The organism is Sinomonas sp. T428B, from assembly GCF_056780155.1.
The window spans coordinates 236,100-261,201 of sequence record NZ_JBRAZR010000001.1; the positions used below are offsets into that span (position 1 = coordinate 236,100).

General features: G+C 71.9%; 22 protein-coding genes. 17 read left to right on the top strand and 5 right to left on the bottom strand.

The window, feature by feature from the left end; translation table 11 throughout:
* Positions 1 to 4: 4 nt before the first annotated feature.
* Positions 5 to 2,011: an FAD-binding monooxygenase gene (locus ACUYMY_RS01155; protein WP_481701814.1), complete on the bottom strand. Its 2,007-nt coding sequence runs from the start codon at positions 2,009 to 2,011 to the stop codon at positions 5 to 7.
* Positions 2,012 to 2,246: 235 nt separating this feature from the next.
* Between ACUYMY_RS01155 and ACUYMY_RS01160 the strand changes: the two genes are divergently transcribed.
* The 7 genes from ACUYMY_RS01160 to ACUYMY_RS01190 all read left to right on the top strand — a co-directional run bounded on the left by ACUYMY_RS01160 (position 2,247) and on the right by ACUYMY_RS01190 (position 9,354).
* Positions 2,247 to 3,134, top strand: coding sequence for a MarR family winged helix-turn-helix transcriptional regulator (locus tag ACUYMY_RS01160; RefSeq protein ID WP_481701815.1), 888 nt, complete (start codon positions 2,247 to 2,249; stop codon positions 3,132 to 3,134).
* A 220-nt stretch (positions 3,135 to 3,354) separates the two neighbouring features.
* Positions 3,355 to 4,299 carry an ABC transporter substrate-binding protein gene (locus ACUYMY_RS01165; protein ID WP_481701816.1) on the top strand — a complete coding sequence of 315 codons (945 nt, stop codon included), beginning with the start codon at positions 3,355 to 3,357 and terminating at the stop codon, positions 4,297 to 4,299.
* On the top strand, positions 4,299 to 5,165 hold the full coding sequence (locus ACUYMY_RS01170; RefSeq protein ID WP_481701817.1) for an ABC transporter permease: 867 nt from the start codon (positions 4,299 to 4,301) through the stop codon (positions 5,163 to 5,165). The genes ACUYMY_RS01165 and ACUYMY_RS01170 overlap by 1 nt, the downstream gene beginning before the upstream one ends.
* A complete protein-coding gene (locus ACUYMY_RS01175) occupies positions 5,162 to 5,953 on the top strand; it encodes an ABC transporter permease (RefSeq protein ID WP_481701818.1) in 792 nt (263 codons plus the stop codon). Before ACUYMY_RS01170 ends, ACUYMY_RS01175 begins: the two co-directional genes overlap by 4 nt.
* Before the next feature lies 1 nt (position 5,954).
* Positions 5,955 to 6,752 (top strand): ABC transporter ATP-binding protein, encoded by a 798-nt coding sequence (locus ACUYMY_RS01180; RefSeq protein ID WP_481701819.1) that lies wholly within the window; start codon positions 5,955 to 5,957, stop codon positions 6,750 to 6,752.
* Positions 6,749 to 8,173 (top strand): aminomethyl transferase family protein, encoded by a 1,425-nt coding sequence (locus tag ACUYMY_RS01185; protein WP_481701820.1) that lies wholly within the window; start codon positions 6,749 to 6,751, stop codon positions 8,171 to 8,173. Before ACUYMY_RS01180 ends, ACUYMY_RS01185 begins: the two co-directional genes overlap by 4 nt.
* Positions 8,170 to 9,354 carry an FAD-dependent monooxygenase gene (locus ACUYMY_RS01190; protein WP_481701821.1) on the top strand — a complete coding sequence of 395 codons (1,185 nt, stop codon included), beginning with the start codon at positions 8,170 to 8,172 and terminating at the stop codon, positions 9,352 to 9,354. The genes ACUYMY_RS01185 and ACUYMY_RS01190 overlap by 4 nt, the downstream gene beginning before the upstream one ends.
* 65 nt (positions 9,355 to 9,419) lie before the next feature.
* Here the strand turns inward: ACUYMY_RS01190 and ACUYMY_RS01195 are convergent, their stop codons facing one another.
* The 3 genes from ACUYMY_RS01195 to ACUYMY_RS01205 all read right to left on the bottom strand — a co-directional run bounded on the left by ACUYMY_RS01195 (position 9,420) and on the right by ACUYMY_RS01205 (position 12,661).
* Positions 9,420 to 10,022 carry a hypothetical protein gene (locus ACUYMY_RS01195; RefSeq protein ID WP_481701822.1) on the bottom strand — a complete coding sequence of 201 codons (603 nt, stop codon included), beginning with the start codon at positions 10,020 to 10,022 and terminating at the stop codon, positions 9,420 to 9,422.
* A 126-nt stretch (positions 10,023 to 10,148) separates the two neighbouring features.
* On the bottom strand, positions 10,149 to 11,885 hold the full coding sequence (locus ACUYMY_RS01200; protein WP_481701823.1) for a thiamine pyrophosphate-binding protein: 1,737 nt from the start codon (positions 11,883 to 11,885) through the stop codon (positions 10,149 to 10,151).
* On the bottom strand, positions 11,882 to 12,661 hold the full coding sequence (locus ACUYMY_RS01205) for a cyclase family protein (RefSeq protein ID WP_481701824.1): 780 nt from the start codon (positions 12,659 to 12,661) through the stop codon (positions 11,882 to 11,884). Before ACUYMY_RS01205 ends, ACUYMY_RS01200 begins: the two co-directional genes overlap by 4 nt.
* 272 nt (positions 12,662 to 12,933) lie before the next feature.
* On the opposite strand from ACUYMY_RS01205, the gene ACUYMY_RS01210 reads away from it, so the two are divergent.
* From ACUYMY_RS01210 to ACUYMY_RS01225, 4 genes are all read left to right on the top strand, one after another.
* Entirely contained in the window at positions 12,934 to 13,419 is a 486-nt protein-coding gene (locus ACUYMY_RS01210; RefSeq protein WP_481701825.1) for a flavin reductase family protein, read from the top strand.
* Positions 13,420 to 13,472: 53 nt separating this feature from the next.
* Complete coding sequence (locus ACUYMY_RS01215; protein WP_481701826.1) at positions 13,473 to 14,609, top strand: LLM class flavin-dependent oxidoreductase; 1,137 nt, start codon at positions 13,473 to 13,475, stop codon at positions 14,607 to 14,609.
* A 52-nt stretch (positions 14,610 to 14,661) separates the two neighbouring features.
* Positions 14,662 to 15,705: an AraC family transcriptional regulator gene (locus ACUYMY_RS01220; protein ID WP_481701827.1), complete on the top strand. Its 1,044-nt coding sequence runs from the start codon at positions 14,662 to 14,664 to the stop codon at positions 15,703 to 15,705.
* 71 nt (positions 15,706 to 15,776) lie between these two features.
* Positions 15,777 to 16,634, top strand: a complete 858-nt coding sequence (locus tag ACUYMY_RS01225) for an NAD-dependent epimerase/dehydratase family protein (RefSeq protein WP_481701828.1) — start codon at positions 15,777 to 15,779, stop codon at positions 16,632 to 16,634.
* A 16-nt stretch (positions 16,635 to 16,650) separates the two neighbouring features.
* On the opposite strand, the gene ACUYMY_RS01230 is transcribed toward ACUYMY_RS01225, so the two are convergent.
* Complete coding sequence (locus tag ACUYMY_RS01230; RefSeq protein ID WP_481701829.1) at positions 16,651 to 17,688, bottom strand: AraC family transcriptional regulator; 1,038 nt, start codon at positions 17,686 to 17,688, stop codon at positions 16,651 to 16,653.
* Between the two features lie 152 nt (positions 17,689 to 17,840).
* On the opposite strand from ACUYMY_RS01230, the gene ACUYMY_RS01235 reads away from it, so the two are divergent.
* From ACUYMY_RS01235 to ACUYMY_RS01260, 6 genes are all read left to right on the top strand, one after another.
* Entirely contained in the window at positions 17,841 to 18,656 is an 816-nt protein-coding gene (locus ACUYMY_RS01235) for an SDR family oxidoreductase (RefSeq protein ID WP_481701830.1), read from the top strand.
* A 5-nt stretch (positions 18,657 to 18,661) separates the two neighbouring features.
* On the top strand, positions 18,662 to 18,865 hold the full coding sequence (locus tag ACUYMY_RS01240; RefSeq protein WP_481701831.1) for a hypothetical protein: 204 nt from the start codon (positions 18,662 to 18,664) through the stop codon (positions 18,863 to 18,865).
* A 41-nt stretch (positions 18,866 to 18,906) separates the two neighbouring features.
* Entirely contained in the window at positions 18,907 to 20,160 is a 1,254-nt protein-coding gene (locus ACUYMY_RS01245) for a styrene monooxygenase/indole monooxygenase family protein (RefSeq protein ID WP_481701832.1), read from the top strand.
* Between the two features lie 26 nt (positions 20,161 to 20,186).
* On the top strand, positions 20,187 to 21,944 hold the full coding sequence (locus ACUYMY_RS01250; protein WP_481701833.1) for a flavin reductase: 1,758 nt from the start codon (positions 20,187 to 20,189) through the stop codon (positions 21,942 to 21,944).
* Positions 21,941 to 23,674, top strand: a complete 1,734-nt coding sequence (locus tag ACUYMY_RS01255) for a phytoene desaturase family protein (protein ID WP_481701834.1) — start codon at positions 21,941 to 21,943, stop codon at positions 23,672 to 23,674. The genes ACUYMY_RS01250 and ACUYMY_RS01255 overlap by 4 nt, the downstream gene beginning before the upstream one ends.
* A 102-nt stretch (positions 23,675 to 23,776) precedes the next feature.
* Positions 23,777 to 25,099: an MFS transporter gene (locus ACUYMY_RS01260; RefSeq protein WP_481701835.1), complete on the top strand. Its 1,323-nt coding sequence runs from the start codon at positions 23,777 to 23,779 to the stop codon at positions 25,097 to 25,099.
* Positions 25,100 to 25,102: the final 3 nt, after the last annotated feature.

The following is a 25,102-nucleotide window of genomic DNA, read 5'->3' on the forward strand; positions in this document are numbered from 1 at the left end:
GCGTTCACTCCTCTCCCGCGGCGCGGGCTGCGCGCGCGGGGCTCGGGCCGGCGTCGACCAGCGGACGGCTCTCCACCGTGAAGGCCGCGAAGAACTGCGCCAGCTCGTGGTGGTGGTCGAGGGGCAGGACGTGCGCCACGTACTGGTCCGGGCGGACGACGACGAGGCACCCCTGCTCGCGGTCCACCCCCCGCAGGTCGAAGATGTCCGGGCCGGCCTTGAGGTCGGGGCAGAAGACCTTCTCGTAGTCGATGAGGCCGAAGCGGCCCTTCCGCGGCAGCAGCAGCGGCGGCAGTCCGGTGACGGACAGCTCGCGGTGCCCCTGCTGGAGCACGGCCCGGACGTCGAACACGCTGTCCAGGTCGGCGCCCCTCTGTGGCAGGCCAGGCACGTTCGGCACGGGAGGCGTGAACCGGCGGACAGGCGACTCCTTCGCGTCGAGGAGGAAGCCGCACAGGCGGCCGAGCCGGGACGACGGGTCGCGGGGGTCGGAACGGTCGCCGAATGCGTAGAGCCGCCACCGCCCGTCGGCCTGGGACACGTGCCCGAGGTGCATCGGCTTGGCGTCGGCGAGCCGGATGACGGGGGCGGAGTGGAAGCGCTCCCCGATGGTGAAGCCCTGGGCGAGGCCCTGATGCGTGGGCTCGCCGCAGATCAGCGACGGCTGGTAGTGCGTCGCCACTCCCGCGGTGAACCGTCCCTGCTCCTCGTAGAGGCGCTGCAGCCCGGGGAGCTCGGCCCCCTCGGCGCCGCCGGCCTCCTTCGCCCGCGCGCTGTGCATCGCGGCCCACTCGTGGTCGAAGTCGATGAGCCGCTGGGCCACCGCCTGGCGCTCCGCGGAGTACGTGTGCAGGAGCTTCGGCGCCGCGCGCCCCTCGAGGACGGCGGCGAGCTTCCAGCCGAGGTTGAAGGCGTCCTGCATCGAGACGTTCATGCCCTGCCCCGCCTTGGGGCTGTGCGTGTGGCAGGCGTCGCCGGCGATGAAGACCCGCGGGGTGCGGGATTCGGCGTCGCCGGCGGGAACGTCGTCGAACCCGTCGGTGAGGCGCTGGCCGATCTCGTAGACCGACCACCACGCGACGTCCCTGACGTCGAGGGTGTGCGGGTGGATGATCCGCCGGGCCGTGTCGATCAGCGTGTCCACCGTGATCCCCCGGCCCGCGACGCGCTCGCCGGGTTCCAGCTCGTCGAGCTCGATGTAGAACCGCACGAGGTAGCCGCCCTCGCGCGGGATGATGACGATGTTCCCCTCGGAGGACTGGATCACCGCCTTGAACCGGATGTCGGGGAAGTCGGTGACGGCCAGGACGTCCATGACGCCCCACGCCTGATTCGCGGAGTCGCCGCGCAGCGTGCGGCCGATCGACTGCCGCACCGTGCTGCGGGCGCCGTCGCAGCCGACGACGAAGCGGGCCCGCACGGAGACGGTCTCCCCGGCGCGCTCCGGGTCGGTCCGCTGGAGGACGACGTCGACGGGGGCCTCGGCGTCGTCGGGGACGACGAGGCTGGTCACCTCGAGGCCATAGTCCGGCGTGAGCCGGCTGGGCGAGCGGTGCATGACGTCGAGCAGGAGGCCATGGATCCTCGCCTGGTTCACGATGAGGTGGGGGAACTCCGACAGCCCGTCGGCGACGTCCTGGATCCGGCCCGTGCGGCCGATGCGGCTCGGATCCGACGCCTCCGGCCGCCAGAAGACCGTCTCGTTGACCCAGTAGGCCTCCTTGAGCAGGCGCTCGCTGAGCCCGAAGGCCTGGAACATCTCCACGGACCGGCATGCGATGCCGTCGGCCTGGCCGAGCTCGAGGGGGCCGAGCCGCCGATCCACGATCCGGGTGGTGATGCCGGGGAACGCCGCGAGCTGCGCGGCGAGGACCAGCCCGGCCGGGCCGCAGCCCACGATCAGGAGGTCCACCTCGTCCGGGAGGCCAGCCGACGCCTCGCGGGCCCGCCGCTCGTCCTCGGGCAGGATCTCCGGGTCCCCGGCCTGAAAACCGTTCAGATGAAACTGCATGGGGGTTCCCCTCCGGCAAACCTCATGACGGCCCCAGCAGGGCCCTGACAGTGGCGGCCGATCGGGATGTCTGTCACGAAGCATCGAGAAGCCGCAAAGAGTCCGTATACGGACTATCATAGGAGGCCGATGCCAGGATTCAAGAGAGGATGGCATCCTGCAGGGTGGGCTAGGGACTGTTCGGGCGGGGGGAGAGAGGGGCGGCGACGTGTCGATGGGGTCTGAAAAGCCCGGGGTGGCGACAGCATCTGTTGCGGCGCTGCCGCTGGAGACGAACCTGGGCCACCTCCTCCGGCGGGCCCAGCAGGTGCACACCTCGCTGTGGGGCGGGGAGTTCAACGGCGACCTGACAGGCCCCCAGTACGCCCTGCTCAGCGCCCTGACGCAGGGAGCGGCCCTCGACCAGGGATCCGCCGGCCGGCTCGCCTCGCTCGACAAGTCGACGGCGGCCGACGTCATCGCGCGCCTGCAGCGCAATGGATGGCTTGACCGGGATCGGGACCCCTCGGACGGCCGGCGGTATCTCCTGTCCCTCACCGCTCCGGCACGGGTCGCCCTCCTGCAGATCACGCCGAGGGTGGCCGAGATCCAGCGTCGGCTGCTCGAGCCGCTCGCGCCCCAGGACCGCCAGTGGTTCACCCAGAACCTCGCCCGCCTGGCCTATGGAGGCGAGGCCCCCGCGATGCCGACCGAGCAGAGCCAGCGGCAGGCCCTCGCCATGCCCGCCGCCCCCGGCCACCTCCTCCGGCGCAGCGAGCAGCTATACGGCCTCCACTGGGCCCGCAGGGTCGGCGCAGCCCTCACCTCGTCCCAGTACGACCTGCTCAGCGCGCTGGCCTGGAACTCCCCGATCGACCAGGGGAGGGCGGGCGAGCTGGCGTCCTTGGACAAGTCGAGCACGGCGGACGTCATGGCCCGGCTGGCTCGCCGCGGCCTGGTCGCGAGCATGCCGGATGAGCGGGACCGCCGGCGCAAGCTCGTGGTCCTCACGGACCAGGCCAAGGCGGTCCTGGACGAGGTGACCCCCGGCGTCGTGCTCGTGCAGCAGGACATCACGGCCCCGTTGCAGGAGCGCCAGGCCGAGCGCCTCGTGGCCCTCCTGCGCGCCGTCGCCTACCGCTGAGGCCTGGCCCAAGGAAGCCCGGTTCCCACCCCCAGACCCTTGCGTGGAGTTCTGACCAGGACTATCGTTCGTATACATACTAAATGCGCTCGGGAGCAAAGTCGCTCGTGGATCCATGTCGTGATGGCGGCCTGCACGCTCCGGCACTCAATCACTGGAGGACAGAGCATTGGTATTTCGCAATCGGAAGGGCTCTGCCGCACTTGCGGGGATGCTGCTCGTGCTGCCCCTCATGGCTGCGTGCGGCGACACGTCAACGGGCGGCGGCACACAGGGAACCCCGGGCGGCGGCGAGGCGGTCAAGATCACTGCGGGCGTGGCAGCCTCCCAGTCCTCGACCGCGCTCCTCCTCGGTGCCAAGCAGGGGTTCTTCAAGGACGAGGGCATCGAGCTGACCATCGACGACTCCGCCACGGGCGCCGGGGGGGTCCCGCAGCTCATCAACGGCCAGCAGCAGGCCGTGCTGGGCGGCATCTCGGGGGCGATCACCGCGGTCGCGGCGAACATCCCGGTCGTCATCGTCTCGGGCTCCGTCAACGACCGTGAGGACCCGGCGGGCACCCAGTATCAGACGATCGTCCCGGCGGACAGCGACATCAGGTCCTTCTCCGACCTCTCCGGCAAGACCATCGCGGTGAACTCGCTGAAGTGCTGCTGGGAGCTGTGGATCCGCGAGGCCATCGAGCGGGACGGCGGGGACCAGAGCAAGGTGAATCTCGTGCAGTTGAGGTTCGCTGACGCGGTCACCGCCCTGCGCGAGGGGAAGGTGGACGCCATCAGCACGGTGCAGCCGTTCGCCACGGCGCTGCGCCAGGAGGGGTTCCGGGACATCGGCGACTCCCCTTCGATCGCCTATGGAAACCCGAACAACGGCAACACCGTCTTCTACATGGCCAAGCAGTTCATCGAGCAGAACCCCGGAATCGTCGAGCGCTGGCGCAAGGCCCTGCAGCGGTCGTCCGACTACGCGAACTCGCACCCGGAGGAGACCCGCGCCCAGATCATCGAGAAGACGGGCGCTGACGCCAAGCTCGTCCAGAGCGCCCCTCTGCCCCAGTACTCCGCAGAGGTCGATCGTGAGGCCGTGAAGAAGGAGAGCGAACTTCTCGTCAAGTACGGGGTGATCAAGGAAGCCCCAAGCCTCGATTCCCTCGTCGCGCCGTGATGAACGCCCTCAACTCCCGGATGGGGGCGGGGCGGGCGGCCTCCGCTCCCCGCGCCCCCGCGGCGCCGCGGGCCGAGAGGAGCAGCGGGGAGGCCGGCCGGCGGTGGCTCGTGCGGGCCCTCCCGTGGATCACGGTCGCCGCCTTCCTCGCCCTCGAGGAGGTCCTGAGCCGGGCCGGGCTGCTCTCGGACGCGCTGCCCCCGTTCTCGGAGATTGTCCGGGCCGGCTGGAACCTCGTGCCGACGCCCGAGTTCGGAGCCAGCCTGAGTACCACCCTCCAGCAGTTCCTCGGGGGCCTGCTCATCGGTGCGGCGATCGGCGTCGCGGCCGGGATGGCCCTGGGCGGCATCCCGGTGCTGTACCGGCTGACGCACTACGTCCTCGACTTCCTGCGCTTCATCCCAGCGGTGGTCTACCTCCCGATCCTCATCCTCGTGCTCGGAGCGAGGCCCCAGGTCTCCTACCTCCTGGCCGCCGTGGGATCGGTCTGGCCGCTGCTGTTCCAGACGTACTACGGGGTCGCCGGCATAGCACCGGTGCTCAAGGACACCGGCCGCGTGTTCGGCCTCAAGCCGCACCAGCGGCTGCTGCACATCGTCCTCCCGGCCGTGTCCCCCTTCGTCGCGACGGGGCTGCGGATCGCTGCGTCGCACGCACTGGTCGTGGTCGTCGCCGTCCAGATCATCACGGCCATCAGGGGTCTCGGCCGCGACATCGCGGTCTACGCGACCAACGGCGTGTATCCCGAGATGTACGCCCTCATCGGCGTGGTCGGCGTGATCGGCGTCCTCATCAACATCGTGCTCGAGCGGATCGAGCGCCGGCAGTTGCACTGGCACAGCGCCTACAGGGAGAAGCAGCTATGAACGCGCGGGCATCCGCGGGCCAGCGGCTCAGCAGGCCGTTGAACGTGGCCACGTCGCTGATCGTCCCCGTGGCGATCGTGGCGGCGTGGTGGTTGGCGTCGGCGGAGAGCGTCTCGCCGTTCTACCCGCCGCTCCAGTCGATCCTCGAGGCCTTCGGCGAGAACTGGCTGTTCGACCGGGTCGCGTCCGACGTGCTCCCGAGCCTGGGACGGATGTTCGCAGGGTTCGCGATCGCCGTCGTCGTCGGCGTCGGGCTGGGGGCGCTCCTCGGCCGGCTGCCGCTGCTCGCCCACGCCCTCAACCCCATCCTGCAGTTCGGGCGCGCCCTCCCCGCCACGGCGCTGGTCCCCGTGAGCATCGTGCTCATGGGGATCGGGGACACCCCCAAGATCGTCCTCATCGCGTTCGTGACCCTCTTCCCGATCCTGCTCAACACGATCGACGGCGTGCGGAACATCGACCCCGTGCTCATGGACGTCTGCCGCACCTACCGGCTCAGCAGGATCCAGCGCGTGCTCCACGTGCAGCTGCCGGCCGCGGCGCCGCAGGTGCTCGCCGGCATGCGGATCGCCCTCAGCGTCGCCTTCGTCATGATGGTGGTCACCGAGCTCGTGGCCGCCACGAGCGGCATCGGCTTCGTGACGCTGCAGGCGCAGCAGAGCTTCCAGGTGCCGCTCATGTGGTCCGGGATGCTGCTGCTCGGCATCCTCGGCGTCTTTGTCAACGGCCTCTTCGTGCTGCTGGAGCGCAGACTCCTCCGGTGGTACACCCAAGATCAGGAGGGCTGACGTGCTCACCGTCGACCACCTCAAGAAGTCCTACAACGTCTCCGGCCGGACGCTGGAGGTGCTCCGCGACATCAGCTTCACCGTCCAGGAGGGAGAGTTCGTCACCGTCGTCGGCCCCTCGGGTGCGGGGAAGACCACCCTGCTCCGCTGCTTGGCGGGCCTCCTGCCCAGCTCCGGTGGATCCGTGGTCCTGACGCGGACGGGGAAGGTCATCGACTCGCCGCCGAAGGAGATCGCCTGCGTCTTCCAGGACTACAGCCGCTCGCTCATGCCGTGGTCAAAGGTGGGCCGCAACGTGGCCCTGCCGCTGAAGAACACGATCCGGGATCGCGAGGAGCGCCAGCGGGTGGTCGACGCGGCCCTGCGCGAGGTCGGCCTCGAGGGGTTCGCGGAGAGCTACCCCTGGCAGCTGTCCGGCGGAATGCAGCAGCGCGTCGCGATCGCCCGCGCCCTGGCCTACCGCCCCGAGTTCCTCATCATGGACGAGCCGTTCGCCTCCGTCGACGCCCAGACGCGCGCCGACCTCGAGGACCTCACCCTGAAGATCCGGCACGACGCAGGGCTCACGGTCATGCTGGTGACCCACGACATCGACGAGGCCGTCTACATGGGCGACCGCGTCATCGTGCTCTCGAGCCCGCCCACCGTCATCCTGGACGTCATCGACGTCGACCTTCCGCGCCCCCGCAGCCAGGCCGACACCAAGGGGCATCCCCGCTTCGGCGAGCTGCGCACCCAGGTGCTGGGACTGATCAACCGAACCACCTCTACTTCGTCGCAAGGAACACCCTCCCCATGAGCACCGAGGCCACCACCCGCTCCCTCCAGGACCTGATCGATACGACGCCGGACCTGGTCGACTACCTCTACAACGACTCCCCCGGAGCCCACAGCCGGATGCGGTCCGACCTGACGCCCGTGCCGCCGGAGTTCACCAACTGGCGCGACGAGCAGCGCTCGTGGCGCGAGGCCGCCGTGCTCTTCGACCAGTCGCATCACATGCCCGAGCTCCTCGTGAAGGGGCCGGACGCGCTCAAGCTGCTCACCGTCGTCGGCGTCAACAGCCTCGCGAACCTTTCCCCCGGCCGGGCCAAGCAGTTCATGGGCTGCAACGCCCGCGGCCAGATGATCGGGGACTGCATCCTCTACGACCTCGGCGACCAGACCTACGAGCTCGTGAGCAGCGCCCCGCTGATCAACTGGGTCGAGTACCAGGCCCAGACGGGCGGCTGGGACGTGGCCCTCGAGCGCGACAACAACACCTCGGACAATCCGAGCGGACGCAGGAACAAGTTCCGCTTCCAGCTCGACGGGCCGAACGCCGCCGAGATCTTCGACGAGGTGGTGGAAGGTGAGGCTCCCGACATCCCGTTCTTCCGCACCGCCCGGGCGCGGATCGCCGGCGTCGACGTCATCGTGCTGCGGCACAGCATGTCCGGGCACAAGGGCGTGGAGATCTCGGGCCCGTACGGGCAGGGCGATCGCGTCCGCGAGGCCATCCTCGAGGCGGGCTCCCGTCATGGCCTGCTCCGGGGCGGGACGAAGGCCTACTACAGCGCGAGCTTCGAGGGCGGCTGGATGGCCTACCCCCTGCCCGCCGTGTACACCGGGGAGGACCTGCGGGCGTACAGGGAGTGGCTCCCGGCGACCTCGTGGGAGGCGAAGTTCCAGCTGGCCGGCAGCTTCCGGCCGCGCAGCATCGAGGACTACTACGTGACGCCGTACGACCTCGGCTACGGGAAGCTCGTGAAGTTCGACCACGACTTCATCGGCCGCGAGGCGCTCGAGGCCGTGGCGCAGCATCCCCCGCGGACCAGGATGACGCTCGTGTGGAACAAGGAGGACGTCCTGCGCATCGTCGGCTCGCTCTTGGAGGCCGGCACACCGTACAAGTACCTCGATCTGCCCATCGCGGACTACGGCAACCTCCAGCACCGCGACGAGGTCTACAGCGCGGACGGGCGGCTCGTGGGGCTGGCCACGAAGACCGGCTACAGCATCAACGAGCGCGAGGTCCTGTCCCTGGCGATGCTCGACGTCGACCACGCCACCGAAGGGGAGGAGGTCGAGATCGTCTGGGGCGAGCCCGACGGAGGCTCCCGCAAGCCGCAGGTGGAACGCCACCGGCAGACCCGTGTACGCGCCACGGTCGCCCCCGCCCCCTACGCCTCGACGCTGAGGAAGCCCGCACCCGAGCGCGAGAAGAGCGTCTCGCCGTGACTCTCGCGCCGCCCCGCGTGGTCATCGTCGGCGGCGGGATCGCCGGCCTGTTCACCGCGAACGCGCTCGTCAACCAGGGGGTTCCGGTCACCGTCCACGAGCAGGCCGGCGCCCTCGGGGAGATCGGCGCGGGGGTGTTCCTCACTCCGAACGGCGTGCGCCAGCTGCAGCGCGTGGGGCTCGGGCCCGACGTCGAGCGCCACGGAGCGCGGGTCGGCGCGGCCTCGCGGTACCACCGCCAGGACGGCACCGAGATCGCGGGCGTGCAGGTGACCGACTCGGCCGGCTGGAACGCCGTGTTCGGCATGCACCGCGCGGACCTCGTGGCGATGCTTGCCGCGCGGCTGCCCGACGGCGTCGTGCACACCGGCCGGCGCTGCACGGGCCTGGCCCAGGACGACGACGGCGCCCGGGTGACGTTCGCCGACGGGAGCGTCGCGGAGGGTGACGTGGTCATCGCCGCCGACGGGATCCACTCCGAGCTGCGGCACCACGTCGTCCCGCCGTCGGAGCCGGTGTTCTCCGGGTCGGTCGCGTACCGTGGCCTGGTTCCGCACGACCTCGTCCCGGACTGGCCCGCCGACGCGTGGCACATGTGGCTCGGCCCGTCACGGCACTTCCTGGCGTTCCCGGTCCGCGCCGGGACGTTGATCAACTATGTGGGCTTCGTCCCGGCCGACGAGGAGATGAGGGAGTCGTGGTCGGCTCCCGGTGACCCCGACCAGCTGCGCCGGGAGTTCGCCGGCTGGGATCCGCGGATCGGGTACCTGCTGGCCCACGTGAAGACGACGCTGCGCTGGGGGCTCTACGACCGCGAGCCGCTTCCGCGCTGGACCGAGGGGCGGCTGACGCTGCTGGGCGACGCCGCCCACCCGATGCTCCCGCACCTCGGGCAGGGCGCCAACCAGGCGGTCGAGGACGGGATGGCCCTCGCCGCGATCCTCGCGCGCACCGACCGGGACAGCGCTCCCGCGGGGCTGGTTGCGTACGACCGCCTCCGCCGCGAGCGGGTCGCGGAGGTGCAGCGCGGGGCCCGGGAGAACGGCCTCCGCTACGACTCGATGTATGCCGACCTCTCGGTGCGGGACGCCGAGATGGCCGCGCACGCGCAGTACCGCAGGTCGCTCTACGACTACGACGTGCTGGCCGAGGCGGAACGGGTGGCGGCGGCGATCGCGTGAGGGGGCGGACGACGGCGGGTGCCCCGCGCCGTCGTCCGCCCCGCCGGATTACCGCGCCGCGAGCCTCAGTATCCGTAGGAGGCGCGGTCGATCCTGCGGTGGTAGCGCATCCCGGCCATCCCGCCCAGGATCGCGCCGCCGAGGGTGATGAGCGCCGCGACTATCAGGACGATGATGCCGCCCACGGTCAAGGCGCCTTCATCCACGGGGATCCGGGGGAAGCTGTTGAGCGTGGACAGGATGTTGAACTGGCCTCCGGCCATCACGACCAGGAGCGCGGCGACGACCGCGATGACGACCGCCCACAGCCACACGGCAACGCCCTGCTTGGCGCCGTTGAAGCGGGCCATCCGCCCGGCGACATAGCCTCCGCAGTAGTAGGAGACGAAGAGGATCAGCGCGACGGCCACCGCTCCGACGATGCCCACGCCCGGCGCCGCCCGCCCGGCCACCTCCCCGGGGTCGGTCTGGGTGGCGACTCCCAGGCCGGCCCCGGCCGCGGTGAGCAGGGCGGTCAGGAGCACGGACATCCCCGTGGCGGTCAGCCACCCGAAGAAGGCCGCGCCGGGCTTCACGCCTCCGAGGCGCTTCGCCTGCTCGGCGGGCGTCGGCTCGGCGGACCAGCCCGCGTCGTGCTCGTTGTAGGGTTCGCGGTATTCGGAGCTCATCGTCCGGCCTTCCCGTGATGGCTGACTCATCGTGCGGCAGCGGTCGCCGCGCCCGTTCCCCTGACGGACTACTCTGTCTTTGCCCGTGGGAAGGGTTCTCAATCGCTGCTCAGCGGCTCCTTGTGCTCAGTGGCCCTTGAACGCCTCGTGCAGCCACCAGGCGCCGCCGTCCGAGGCGACCTTGGCGTCGAGCACGAGCGGCCGGTCCGGCCTGCCGTTCGGTCCCGAGGCCAGCCAGCGCTCGACGACGTCGAGGTCCGCGAGCGTCCGGACCGTCGCCGCCTCGCAGCCCATGCCGCGGGCGATCGACGCGATGTCCGTCTCCGGGAACGTCACCGTGGACACGTCGGTCCCGGGCTCCTCGGCGGCGAAGTGGTGCACCTCGGCCCCGTACGCGGCGTCGTTGTACACGACGCACACGAGCGGCAGCCTGAGCCGCACGGCGGTCTCGAGCTCGGCGAGGCCCATGAGGAACCCGCCGTCGCCGGCGCCGAGGACCGGGAGGCGGCCCGGCTGGGCCACGGCCGCGCCGATCGCCGTCGCGAGCCCGAGCCCGATCGACTGGAACGCCTGTGTGAAGCAGAAGCCGAACTCGTCCGGGACGTCGAGGTACTGGCTCGGGTAGCCCATGAAGTTGCCCGAGTCCACGGAGACGATCCGCTCCGCGGGCAGCAGCGCGTCGAGCCGCCGCGTGAGCTCCCGTGGGTCGATGCGGTCGAGGCCGTCGGCCCCGGGACCGGAGAGGTCCTCGGTCTCGACGTCCTGCCAGCGCGACGAGGCCGCGATGCGCTCGCGGACCTCCTCGGTCCGGTAGCCGGTCCGCGGCGCGGTGCCGGCGAGCGCCTCGAGCACGGAGGCGGCCGTCGCGCCGGAATCCCCGACGACGCCGAGCGTGACCGGGCGGTGGGCGCCGAGTGCGCCGTGGTCGAGGTCCACCTGCACGACGGCGGCGCCCTCGCCGATGAGGTTCCCGTGCCGCATGGTCCACATGTTCAGGGCGCAGCCGAACGCGACGATGAGGTCCGCGCCGGAGATGAGCTCGGCCGTGGTGGGCGAGGAGAAGCCGCCCGAGATGCCGATGCCGAACGGCTCGCCCGCGAAGAGGCCCTTCGCGACGGCGGAGGTCGCGACGAGCGCGCCCGTGTGCTCGGCGAGGGCGAGGATCTCCTTGCGCGAGCCGCGCCCGCCGCGGCCCGCGACGAACACCGGCCGCTTCGCCTGCGCGAGCAGTTCGGCGAACGCCCGCACGCTCTCCTCGGCCGGGCGGACCGGAGCGGGCGGCGCCACGCGCAGCGGCGAGCGGGCGGACGACGGCGCGTGGCCGGCGTCGTGCGCTGCGCTGTGACCGGCGTCGTGCGCCGGCTGGGCCTGCACGTCGAGCGGGAGGTTGAGGACGACCGTGCGGCGGCCCTCGAGCGCCGTGCGGAAGGCGCGGACCGTGTCCGCGACGGCCGACGCTGCGGAATGCACGCGCTCGGGCACGGCCCCGACCGAGCGGGCGAGCGCGGCCTGGTCCATCGTGAAGTTCGAGTGCACGGCCGCCCCGGCGGTCTCGGCGGCCAGGACGATCATCGGGGTGCGGGACTTCGCCGCCTCGCCGATGCCGGTGGTCGCGTTGGTGAGGCCGCAGCCCTGGTGGACCGAGAGGAGGCCGACCTTGCCGGACATGCGCGCGTAGGCGTCGGCCATCGTGGCGGCGCCGCCCTCGTGCCGGGCGGCCGTGTACGGGACGCCGTTCGCGACGAGCGCGTTCGTCACCGCGAAGTTGCCGGACCCGACGACGCCGAAGCAGTGGCCCGCGCCGAGCTCGGCGAGGGTCTGGGCGACGACGTCGGCGACAGTCAGTGCCGAACCCGCGCTCATGCCGCACCGCCCTCGGTGATCGCGAGGACGCGGGCCGGCGATCCCGTCCCGCCCACGATCGGCAGCGGCGCGACGACGACCAGGGCGCCGGTCGGCGGGAGCTCGCCGAGGTTCTGGAGCGACGTGATGCCGTACTTGTCGTGCCCGAGGAGGAAGTGGTGCATGGGGAACGGCGGCTCCATGCCGCCGGCCGCGCCGGCGTCGATCCCGACCGTCTCGACGCCCACGCCCGAGAGGGGGCTGGACTCGGCGAGCCACTGCGCGCAGCGGGAGGTGAAGCCGGGGGAGTGCGGGCCGTTCTCGTCGGCATTGAGGAAGCGCTCGCGGTCCTGGGCATAGGCGTCCCAGCCCGTGCGGACGAGGAGCCAGCCGTTCGCGGGCAGCGGTCCGTGCTCGGCCTGCCACTTCTCGAGGTGCTCGACGTCGACGAGGAAGTCGGGGTCCTCGGCGACCTGCCCCGAGACGTCCAGGACGCAGGCGGGGCCGACGAGGCGGCGCGGCTCGATCTGGGAGACGTCCTTGCCGTCCCTGCCGGTGGCCCAGTGGACCGGGGCGTCGAGGTGGGTGCCGATGTGCTCGCCCGTGGAGATGTTGTGGTGCTTCCAGAACGGGCCGGGCTCGTTGTAGGCCGAGACCTCCTCGAGGCTGAAGTCCACGAGGTTGGCGAAGGGCTCGGGGAGCCGGAGGGTGGGCGTCTCGGAGGAGAGGCGGTTCGTCAGGTCGACGACGCGGGTGGTCCCTGCGGCGAGGGACTCGATGAGGGATGCCAGTGGCATGGGGACTCCTTCGTCCAGACGAGCGGGCCGGCGCTGTGGGCTGTATCTGTGACGCTCGTCATGAAAGCTCGATACGGCCACGGTAGCAGCGCGCGGGAGCCGCTGCCAAGAGTCTCGCAGGATTCGACCGGCGGCAGAACGTCCCGTGGGGCATCACGGCAGGAATCGGACTGGACACAGCAGCCAGCGGATAGCCGCACGCTCCGGGCCGCCGGGAGCATCGAAGCATCCCCTGAATCCCCGCACCGATCGGGGCCGACCTGGAGGTCATCATGGACACAGCCTTGAAGCCCGCCGTCACCGCCGACGCGCTGCGCCAGGCCATGCGCCACTGGACGACAGGCGTCACCGTCGTCACGGCCCGTCCCGCCGGGCGCCCGGCCATCGGGCTCGTCTGCAACAGCTTCACCTCGGTGTCCCTCGACCCGCCGCTCGTCTCGTGGTGCGTGGACCGAGGCTCCTCGAGCTTCGCGGCGTGGATGGACGCGGGGGCGTTCTCCGTGCACGTCCTGGCCGACGACGGCGCGCACCTGGTCCCGCGGTTCGCCGCCCGCGGCGCGGACAAGTTCGCCGGGCTCCCCACGTCCGAGACCGCGCTCGGCACCCCGGCTGTCGCCGGGGCGGCGGTCCGCTTCGACTGCACCGTCTGGAAGTCGTATGACGGCGGCGACCACGTCATCGTCGTCGGCCGCGTCGAGGAGCTCCACGAGCGGGACGGCGCCCGGCCCCTCGACCTCCGCGCCCTCCGCCGCGCGTGATCGCGCCCGGCACCACCCCACATCGAACCGACCCACGAACGAAGGAGTCCACCATGACACGCAGCATCCTCGACGGCCGCGGCTTCAAGCTCGGCCTGTTCTCCCCGAACTGCTCCGGCGGCCTCGCCGTCACCAAGGTCCCCGACCGGTGGAGCGCGAGCTGGGAGGACAACCTCCGTCTCGCGAAGCTCGCCGACGAGGCCGGGATCGACTTCCTGCTCCCCATCGCCCGGTGGATCGGCTACAAGGGCGAGACCAACTTCCACGGCCACGTCCTCGACCCGATCGTGTGGGCCGCGGGGCTGCTCGCCTCCACCGAGCGGATCAGCGTCTTCTCGACGATCCACACGGCCTTCAACCACCCCCTCGCCGTCGCGAAGGCGATCGCGACCCTCGACCAGATCGGCGGCGGGGGGCGGGCCGGGCTCAACGTCGTGGCCGGCTGGAACCAGCCCGAGTACGAGGCGATGGGCGTCGACATGCCCCAGGCCCACGACGAGCGCTACGCCTACGCGCAGGAGTGGTGGGACGTGATCCGCGACGCCTGGTCGCGCACCGAGATCTTCGACCACGACGGCGAGTACTTCCGCCTCAAGAACGTCGAGTCCGAGCCCAAGCCCCGCGGCGGCCGCGTGCCCGTGCTCAACGCGGGCTCGTCGGCGCAGGGCCGCGCCTTCGCCGCGAAGAACTCGGACTTCGTCTTCACGATCATCCCCGACGTCGAGACGGGGGCCTCCATCGCCTCGGGCCTGCGCGCCCAGGCCCGGGCCGAGCACGGCCGCGGCGTCGGCGTCCTGACGCTCGGCCACGTCGTGTGCCGCCCGACCCGGGCCGAGGCCGAGGAGTTCGTGCGCTACTACGCCGAGGAGAACGCGGACTGGGGCGCCGTGGACTACCTCATGGGCCTGCAGGGCCTGCACGCGCAGTCGTTCACCCCGGAGATGCTCGCGACGATGCGCAGCCGGTTCGCCTCCGGCCACGGCTCGCTGCCGGTCTTCGGCACGCCCGACGACGTCGCTGACGCCATCGCGGGCGTGCACGCTGCGGGCTTCGACGGGATGACCCTCGCGTTCGTCGACTACGCGGGCGAGCTGCCGTACTTCGCGGCCGAGGTCCTCCCGCGGCTCGAGGCTAAGGGCGTCCGCGTCCCGGCCGGCGCTGCACCTGAGACCGCTGTCGCGGCATTGTGACGCCCGTCACGCTCGAGTAGCATGGGGAGACTGACATCCCCGAGGAGGCGCCGTGGCCACTGCGAGCCTGCCGCGCGGGCCGGTCCCGCCAGCCGGCGGGGTGCTCAGCGGCAGGCCGCTGGCCCGGAGCCGATCCCCGAAGGTGATCCGCGAGGCCGTCGACGGCCTGACCCAGGAGCACCACGTCCTGCACCTGCGCGGGACGGGGGACCTGGCCGGGACCGTCGACGGCCTGAGCCTCGGCCCCCTGGGACTCGTGCACGTCGCGTACGGCGCCCCCGTCACCGTGGACAGCCCGCCCTCGGGGCGGCAGGTCGTCGTCGTGCTTCCCCTGGGCCCCATGGGCGTCGAGTCCAACGGGCATCGCTGGACGGCCAGCGAGCCGTTCGCGCTCAGCTCGTGCCATGGCACCACGATGGTCCCCGACCCCAGCCGCGGCGCGCTCGTGGGCTCGGTGCCGGCCGACGCCGTCGAGGCCCACCTCGAGGCGCTCTTGTCGCGGCCGCTCGGGGCCCCGATCGAGCTCTCCTCCGAGCGGCCCCTGCGCCTGGCGGCCCCGGCCATGGTCCAGTCCGCGTGGCTCGAGGCGTGCCGCGTGCTCGGGTCGGGGCCTGAGGCCGACGATGTTACGCGCGGCGCGCTGCTCTCCTCGCTCCTCTCGACGATGGCCGCGGGCCTCGCGCCGCACCTGAGTGCGGCGGTCGGGTCGGGAGCCGGCGGCGGGCTCGCCGAGGGCCGCTCCGCGGGGCTGCCTGACGCGGGTCCCGCCTACGTGCGCGAGGCGCGGCGCGTCATGGAGGCGCGCCTGGGGGAGGACCTGCGCATCGAGGACCTCGCGGCAGCCGTGAGGATCAGCCCACGGCAGCTGCACGCGGCCTTCTCCGACCACGTCGGGATGCCGCCGGCCCAGTACCTGCGCCGGCTCCGGCTCGAGCGCGCGCGGGCGCTCCTGCTCGAGGCGGCGCCCGACGGCGCGACCGTCGCCGCCGTCGCCGCGCGGGTCGGCTTCGGCCATCTCGGCCGCTTCGCCGCCTACTACACCGAGCGGTTCGGCGAGTCGCCGTCGGCCACGCTGCGGCAGGCGGGGGCGCGCTAGGGCGGGAATGCACGGGCGAGCCAGCAGCCCCGGTCGGCGACCCAGCTCCCCGGCTGGGAGACTTGGCTTCCATGACAGTGTTGATTGCAGGCTGCGGTGACCTGGGCACCGAGGCGGGGCTCAGGCTGGCCCGGGAGGGCCACCGGGTCATCGGCTGGCGACGTCACCCAGGGAATCTCCCCCTCGCCATCGAGGGCGTGGCGGCAGATCTGGCGGGCGAGCTCCCAGCCATCCCGGACGACCTCGATACAGTGATCGTTTCCGTGGCCGCGGACGCTTCGACGCCTTCCGCCTATCGGGCGGCCTATGTCGATGGCCTGAGCAACCTCCTCAACGCCCTCGAGCGCGACGGCGTGGTGCCCCATCGCGTTCTCTTCGTTTCCTCCACCGCGGTCTACGGCGACGCGAAGGGAGGTCTCGTGGACGAGTCGACAGAGCCGGCCCCCGAGTCGTTCTCGGGGGAGCTGCTCCTCGAGGCGGAAGGGCTGCTCGCGGCCAGGCTGTCCGGCGCTGGGACGTCCGTCGTCTCTCTGCGGCTGGGCGGCATCTACGGCCCGGGGCGCACGAGGCTCATCCACCAGGTCAGGCACGGCAGCGCCGTCATTCCGGACCAGCCCCGCTACACCAACCGCATCCACCGCAACGACGCCGCCGCGGCCATCGTCCACCTCACGACCATGCCCGCCACACCCGAGGCCGTCTACATCGGGGTGGACCAGGAGCCGGCCGAATTGGGCGACGTTCTGCGGTTCCTTGCCAGCGAACTGGGCTGCAGCGAGCCCCTGAGGGGCCATGTGGACCCGCCGCGTGGCGGGGACAAGCGCTGCTCGAGCGCCAGGCTCCAGGGGCTGGGTTTCGAGTTCGCCTATCCCAGCTACCGGGAAGGCTACAGGGCGGTCCTTGCCGGGATCGGCGCTCGCCACCCGTGATGGCGGCCGGCTTCCCTCACCGGCGCAGCGTCGCCGAGGGGGGCTCCCCGAACATCTCCTGATAGGCCTGGGAGAAGCGCCCCAGATGCCCGAACCCGCACGCGCCCGCCACCGCCGTGACGCTCTGCACGCCGGGGTCGCTGTCCTCGAGCATCCGCCGCGCCCGCAGGAGCCGTGACGTCCGGAGCATGGCCGTCGGCGTCGACCCAGTCTCGGCCGAGACGGCCGCCTGCAGCGTGCGCAGCGGAACGCCCATGGCCTCGGCCAGCTCCGACACCATGACGTCCTCCGCCGCATGGCGCTCGAGCAGCTCGCTGAAGCGCCGGACGAGCCGCGCCGTCGCCGCGTTGGCGGTTCCGGCCTGAGCGGACGGAGCGTCCTTCCCCGGCTCCCACTGGCCGAGCGAGAGGGAGACATTGTTCGGCACGGCGAGCAGCCAGCGCTGCAGCACAGCCTCCTCGAGGAGCTTGAGCGCGTACGGCGCGACCGCCGGGTCGGTGCCGTTGACGGCGTCGTGGAATTCAAAGGCGGCCCGCAGGAGCGCCTGCCCGGCCTGGCTCCGGAGGTCCAGCGAGTGGCCAAGGCGGAGCCCGCCCGTGAGCTCGGCGCCGAACAGGCCCTTCGCCGCCTGCTCCATGGCCGAGAGGGGGGCGTACAGGATCAGCTGGGGCGTCCCGGCCTGCCACTCCATCGAGAAGTCGCGGTCGATCGGCGGCAGGGTCGCGAGCCGCGCGTCGGAGGCGATCCTCTCGTTCCCGCACTCCATGGTCGCCCGGCCCTGGAGCGGCATCTGGACGAGGAAGAACGATTCGAGGGCCTGCGGGCTGATCCGGACGTCCGCGCCGTAGTCGAGCAGATGCACTCCGAGGTTGGCCGTCTTCGCGGACCGCAGCTTGAGGTCCACATGGCCGCCCGCGTCCAGCGGCACGAGGCGGTGGGCGCAGAACAGCTCCTCGATGGTCTGCTGCGCCTCGTCGGCGTCGACGGTGGCGAGCGTGGCCCGCCGGTCGAGCACCTGGTCCGGGCGGGGCAGCCGGAGCGTCGGAGAAAGCATGCTGGCCTCCAAGTGTGGCGCCGCGTGCGCGAATCGGCCTCTTTGCGCGAATCGGACGAGCTCTGCGCGGTTCGGATAGAGGGCCGAACGCCGCGCCCGTAGCGTCGTGACAAGGCAAAGTATGGCACAGATCACAGGCAAGGAAGGCTGAGATGGGAACTCTGGACGGGCGCGTAGCCCTCGTGACAGGCGGCTCGACCCTCGTGGGCCGGGGCGTCGTCGATGCCCTGGCAGCGGAGGGGGCTCGCGTCGTGATCGCGGACATCGACGGGGTGGGCGGCGCCGAGGCCGCGCTCCATCCGTCGGTGGACTTCCGCCTCACGGACATCACGGACGACGGCGCCGTGGAGGCTCTCGTCGTCGGGCTGCGGCGGGACTACGGCCGGCTCGACATCCTCGTGAACCTCGCCTGCTCGTATCTCGACAACGGCGCCGAGTCCGATCGGGCGGACTGGCTGAGCTCGCTCAACGTCAACGTGGTCAGCGCGGTCATGATGGCCCGGGCGGCCCGGGGCCTCCTGGCCGAGTCGGGCCACGGCTCGATCATCAACTTCACCTCGATCTCGAGCTCGGTGGCCCAGACCGGCCGCTGGCTGTACCCGGCCAGCAAGGCGGCGCTCGTCCAGATCACGCGCAGCATGGCGGCCGACTTCGCCGCCGAGGGCATCCGGGTCAACTCCGTGAGCCCCGGCTGGACGTGGTCCAAGGTCATGGAGACCCTCAGCGGGGGCGACGCGGAGCATGTCGACGCCGTCGCGGCCCCGTTCCACCTGCTCGGCCGGGTCGGCCGCCCGAGCGAGGTGGGCGCCGTCGTCGCCTTCCTGGCCTCCGACGCCGCGTCCTTCGTGACCGGGGCGGACTGGGCCGCCGACGGCGGGTACTCCGCCCTCGGCCCCGAGCGCAACGAGCCCGCCATCCCCCTGCTCGCCAAGGACCCGGCGCTGAGCGCGCCGGCCGAGGGCAGGTGAGCCCCGTGAAGTCCCGACGTCTCGCACGCCAGCACTGGGTGGACTACCGCGAGCGCACCTCCGCCACCCCCGCCAGGGGCCCGCACTCGCCCGGCACGCGGGAGGCCGTCATCGTCATCTCGTCCGCCTCAGAGGCCGGTTACGTTGGCACAGGCCCCGGCTGGGCCGACGAGGACGGCTACTCCGCCTTCGGCCCCGAATGCCACTAGACACCGACCAGACTCCAACCCACAGACCACGAGGAATCCCCATGGCACAACGCTCCATCACCATCGTCGGCGCCGGCCAGTCCGGCCTCCAGCTCGGCGTCGGCCTGCTCGAGGCCGGCTACCGGGTGCGCATCGTCTCCAACCGCACGGGGGAGGAGATCGCCGCCGGCCGCGTCTCCTCGAGCCAGTGCATGTTCGGTCAGGCGCTTGCCCACGAGGCGGAGCTCGGCCTGGACCTGTGGCAGGACGCGCCCGCCGTCGAGGGCATCGGCTTCACCGTCGCCCCGCCGGACGCCCCGGGCGTGAAGGCCATCGACTGGGCCCACCGCCTGGACCGCCCGGCCCAGTCGATCGACCAGCGCGTCAAGTTCCCGGCCTTCATGGACGAGTTCGTCCGGCGCGGAGGCGAGCTCGTGTTCGAGGACGCCGGCGTCGACGAGCTCGAGCGCTACGCCGCCGAGAGCGAGCTCGTCCTCGTCGCCGCCGGCAAGGGCGAGATCGCCCGGCTCTTCGAGCGGGACGCACTGCGCAGCCACTACGACGCACCCCAGCGCGCGCTCGCCCTTACCTACGTGCACGGCATGCGCCCGCGGGACGAGTACTCCGCCGTCGCCTTCAACCTCATCCCCGGCGTGGGCGAGTACTTCACCTTCCCCGCCCTCACGGTCTCGGGCCCCTGCGACATCATGGTCTTCGAGGGCCTCCCGGGCGGGCCGATGGACTCGTGGCAGGGCCTCTCGCCCGAGCAGCACCTCGAGCACTCCCTCGGGATCCTCAAGGCCTACCTGCCCTGGGAGGCCGAGCGCTGCACCGACGTGCGCCTGACCGACGACCTCGGCATCCTCCAGGGCCGCTTCGCCCCGACCGTGCGCCGCCCCGTCGTCACCCTCCCCTCGGGCCGGACCGTCCTGGGGATGGCCGACGTCGTCGTGCTCAACGACCCGATCACCGGCCAGGGCTCGAACAACGCCGCCAAGTGCGCCGCGTCCTACCTGAGCTCGATCCTCGCCCACGGCGACCTCCCCTACACCCCGGAGTTCCAGCAGGCCACGTTCGAGCGGTACTGGGGCTACGCCCAGTTCGTCGCGGCCTGGACGAACGCGCTCCTCGCGCCCCCGCCCGAGCACGTCCTCACCCTCCTCGGGGCTGCGGGCGGCTTCCCGGAGATCGCCGGCCGCTTCGTGAACGGCTTCGACTTCCCGCCGGACTTCCACGAGTGGTTCATGGATCCGGACTCGGCGGCGCGGTACCTCGACAGCGTCCAGAGCGCCGTCCCGTCGACGAGCCAGTCGTGAACCCCGGAGACAAGAAGGACAAGCCCATGCGCAGCATCATCATCGTCGGAGCGGGCGAGGCGGGCGCCCAGACCGCCCTCGCGCTCCAGGAGCTCGGCTACGCCGTCACCCTCGTCTCGGACCGCTCGGCCGAGCAGATCCGCAGCGGCTCCATCACCTCGAGCCAGTGCGTCTTCTCCGGCGCCCTCGACGTCCAGCGCCAGGTGCGCCTCGACCCGGCCCAGCGCGCCGCCGTCGGCATCGGGTCCCTCCAGCTGAACGTCTCCGGCGCCAGCCCCATCGCCTGGACCGCGCCCCTGGACCGCCCGGCCCTCTCGATCGACCAGCGCCTCAAGTGCGCGCAGTGGATCGAGGAGTTCGTGGCCCGCGGCGGCGACTTCCGCATCGAGAAGGTCAACGTGCGGATGCTCGAGGACTTCGCGGCGCACAGCGACCTCGTGCTCGTCTGCACGGGCAAGGGCGAGCTCGGGCAGATCTTCGCCCGCGACCGCCGGCGCTCTAGCTTCGACCGCCCGCAGCGCGTCACGGCGGTCACCTACGTGCGGCACCCCGAGTTCGGCGGCAGGGCGGACGACGGCGACGCGAACCTCGCGGGCGAGAGCCCGCAGGGCACCCTGCGCTTCTCCCTCGTCCCCGGCGTCGGCGAGTTCTTCACCTTCCCCGGCCTGACGGTCTCGGGGCCGTGCCAGATGATGGTCTTCGAGGGCGTGCCGGGCGGCCCGATGGACGTCTGGGACACGGTCCAGTCGCCCGAGGAGCACCTCGAGGCCTCGAAGCGGCTCCTCAAGGAGCACTTCCCGCACGAGGCCGAGGCCTTCGCCGACGCCGAGCTGACCGACGAGGGGGCCGTGCTCCGCGGGCGCCTGACGCCCACGGTCCGCGAGGCCGTGGGCATCCTGCCCAACGGTGCGGCGGTGCTGGGACTCGCGGACGCCGTCGTCCTCAACGACCCCCTCACCGGCCAGGGCTCCAACAACGCCACCCTCGCCGCGCACTACGCGGCCGAGTCGATCCGGCGCCGCGGCGACCAGCCCTTCGACGAGGCCTGGATGCGCGAGACGTTCGACGAGTTCTGGCGCGGCTGGGCGCAGTGGTCCACGGGCTGGACCACCTCCCTGCTGCGCCCGCTCCGCGGCTTCCAGCTGGACCTGCTCGCCGCCGCCCAGGAGCACCCGGTGCTCGCCTCGTCCATCGCGAACGGCTTCGACGACCCGCGCACGGTGTTCCCGTGGTGGCACGACGAGGACGAGGCGCGCGGCATGCTCGAGTGGGCCGCGCACCAGGAGCGCAACGGATTCGACGTCCGGGACTTCCGCTCGGCCCTCGGGCAGTTCGCCACGGGCGTCACGGTCGTCACGACCCGCTCGGCCGACGGCTCGCGGGTGGGGATGACGGCGAACTCGTTCACCTCGGTCTCCATGGACCCGCCCCTCGTGCTGTGGTGCCCGAGCAAGCGCGCGCCCAGCCTCGCCGACTTCGAGGCCTCGACGCACTTCGCGATCAACGTCCTCGCCTCGGACCAGCACGTGCTCTCGCGCCAGTTCGCGACCCCTGCGGAGGACAAGTTCGCCGGCGTCCGCTGCGCGGAGGGAGTCTCGGGCGTGCCGCTCATCGAGGGCGCGGTCGCGACGTTCCAGTGCCGCACCGTGGCCCGCCACGACGCCGGCGACCACGTCGTGTACATCGGCCAGGTGGAGGAGTACACGAACCACGGCGGGGAGCCGCTCGTCTTCCACGCCGGAAGCTATCACGCGACCGTGCAGCATCCGGAGTTCGTGCGGTGACTGGCCCGAACGGCTCCACGGTGAGCGACTACGTCGTGATCGGCGGCGGGATCAACGGGATGGTCGCCGCCGCCCGCCTCGCCGGGGCAGGCTTCTCGGTGACCCTCGTCGAGGAGAGGGACCGCCTCGGCGGGTTCATCGACTCCGGCGAGCTGACGGTCCCCGGCTTCGTCCACGACACCTTCTCCTCGTGGCACCCGCTGTTCGTGGCCAGCCCGGCGTTCGCCGAGCTCGGCCCCGAGCTCGCCGAGTGCGGGCTGACGTACCGCAACACGGAGGAGGCAGGGCTCGACGCCGTCACGGCCAGTGTCGACGCGGCGCCCGGCGGCGGCGAGCGGGCCGCCGTCGCCTACCGGGATCCGGAGCGCACGGCGGCCGCGTTCGGGCACCGCGAGGACGCCGCGGCGTACACCCACATGCTCGAGGAGCTCGGCGAGCGCTCGGGCCTCGTGTTCGGCGCACTGGGGACCGAGATGCGGTCGTGGAAGGCGCTCAGGCTCGGCCTCTCGGCGCTCCGTCCTGGCCTGCGGGCCGCGGAGCAGCTCGCGCGGGACAGCCTCATGAGCGGGCGCAACCTTACGCGGCTGCGGTTCCGGGGCTGGGAGGCGGACCAGCTGTGGTCGCCTTGGCTCCTGCACGCCGGGCTCGGGCCCGACCACGCGACCGGCGGGGTCATGCTCCCGCTCATGGCGCTGACGATGCACGGCGTCGGGCTGCCCGTCGTGGAGGGCGGGGCGGGCCGCTTTGTGGAGGCCTTCGCCCGCCTGCTGGCCCGGCGCGGCGTCCGGGTGGAGCTCGGGCTCCCGGTGGAGCGCATTGACGTGCGGGGCGGGCGCGCCGTGGCCGCGGAGACCGCCGTCGGCCGCTTCGAGGCGCGGCGCGGCGTCCTGGCCTCGACGTCCCCGCAGGCGCTGTACAACTCCCTCCTGCCCGAAGCCGCGGTCCCGGGGGCGGTGCGCGGTCAGGCCGAGGCCTACCGGCCGGGGCGGGCGGCGATGCAGATCCACGTGGCCCTCGACGCCCCGCCGGCCTGGACCGATTCCCGCCTGGCCTCGGTGCCGCTCGTGCACCTCTCGGACGGCTCGGGGAGCACCGGCGTCGCGTGCGCGCAGGCCGAGGCGGGCCTGCTGCCCGCCCGGCCGACCGTCGTCATCGGCCAGCAGTGCCTCCTGGACCCCTCCCGCGCACCGGAGGGCAAGGCCACGCTGTGGCTCCAGCTGCAGGAGCTCCCGTTCCGCCCGCTCGGCGACGCGGCGGGGGAGCTGGACGTGAGCGGCGGCTGGACGCCCGAGCTCGCGCGGGGCTTCGCGGAGCGGGTCCTGGCGCGGATTGAGGGCTTCGCCCCAGGGCTGCGCTCGTCCGTCCTGGGCATGAAGGTCATCTCGCCCGCAGACCTCCAGGCCGCGAACCGCAACGCCGTCGACGGCGACCCGTACGGCGGCTCGGCCGAGCTGTTCCAGAACCTCCTCTGGCGGCCGCTCCCCGCCGCGGCGCACCACCGCACGGCGGTGGAGGGGCTGTGGCACATCGGCGCGTCGACGCACCCCGGGCCGGGGCTCGGCGGGGGCTCGGGCTACCTCGTGGCCGAGCAGATCCTGGCGGGCGGACGACGGCGTCCGCGCGCCGGCCGTCGTCCGTCTCCCGCGGCGGAAGCCGGGGCTGCATCCGCGGGCGCCTTCGTCCCGGAATCCGACATGGAGCTGGAGGCCGAGTTGCGGAAATCGTCATAGGGGGTGGCCAGTTAGGCATTCGACGGCGGGGTACCCCCTCTGTGCAGACTCGTTGTAGGCCGCAAGCGTGGCGAGCATCACAAGCCTCAACGAGGAGGAACCATGTCCACTCCCACACCACCCCTGGCACCGGGGGCCGCAAGCCCACGGCGCTTCATCCTGGCCTCGCTGGCCGGCAATGCTCTGGAGTGGTACGACTTCTTCCTCTACGCCACGGCGTCCGCCGTCGTCTTCGGGAGGCTGTTCTTCCCCGAGGGAGCCGACCCGCTCGTCGGCACCCTCGGGGCCTTCGCCGGATTCGCCGTCGGCTTCGCCGCCCGCCCGCTGGGAGGCCTCATCTTCGGCCACGTCGGCGACCGGGTGAGCCGCAAGACCTCGCTCGTATTCACGCTCATGCTCATGGGCGCGAGCACGGCCCTCATGGGGCTCCTTCCCACGTACGCCCAGGTCGGCCTCCTGGCGCCCGCCCTGCTGATCCTCCTGCGCATCGTGCAGGGCATTGCCGCGGGCGGTGAATGGGGCGGCGGTGTGCTGCTCATCAGCGAGAACACCGGGTCTGCCCGGCGTGGGGTGCTCTCGGCGTTCAGCCAGAGCGGCGTGTCGCTGGGCTTCGTGCTCTCCTCGCTCGTGTTCTTCCTCGTGCAGCTGATGCCGGAGCCGGCGTTCCTCGCCTGGGGCTGGCGGATTCCGTTCCTGCTGAGCGTCGCCCTGCTCGGCATCGGGGCGTACATCCGCTTCCGGCTTCCCGACACGCACGTGCACGGCGAGGCAGAGGAGCGCGTCATCCACAAGCTGCCTGCCCTCGCCGCGATCCGCACCTATCCGCGCGAGATCCTCGTGGCGATGGGCCTGCGCGTCGCGGAGAACGGCGGGTCCTACATCTTCCTGTCCTTCTCGATCGTCTACGGCGTCCACGTCGGCGTGGACAAGGGACTGCTGCTGCTCTCCGTCGCGGTGTCCATGATCTTCTCCTTCGGCACGTACCTGCTGTTCGGGCACCTGTCGGACCGGATCGGCCGGCGGCCCGTCTATGCCCTCGGCGCGGCCGGCATGATCGCCATGGCGTTCCCGTTCTTCGCGATGCTCGATGCGAACACGCCGGCCATGGTGGTCCTGGCCTTCATGGTGGCCAACGGGCTGTGCCACGGGGCCATGATCGGGACGCAGCCCGCCTTCTTCCACGAGCTCTTCGCCCCCGAGGTCAGGTACTCGGCGATGTCCATCGCCCACGAGGTGGCCGCGGTGGTGGCCGGCGGGCTGGCGCCCTTCATCGCGACCGCCCTGCTGCTGAACTTCGGCTCCTCGATCCCGGTGTCGATCTACCTCATCGGCCTGGCATCGATCACCCTGATCGCCGTCGCCGCCTCCACGCGGCTCCGCCGACGAGCCTCGACGTCGGAGTCCGCGGCGCTCCCGGTCCGCTAGGGG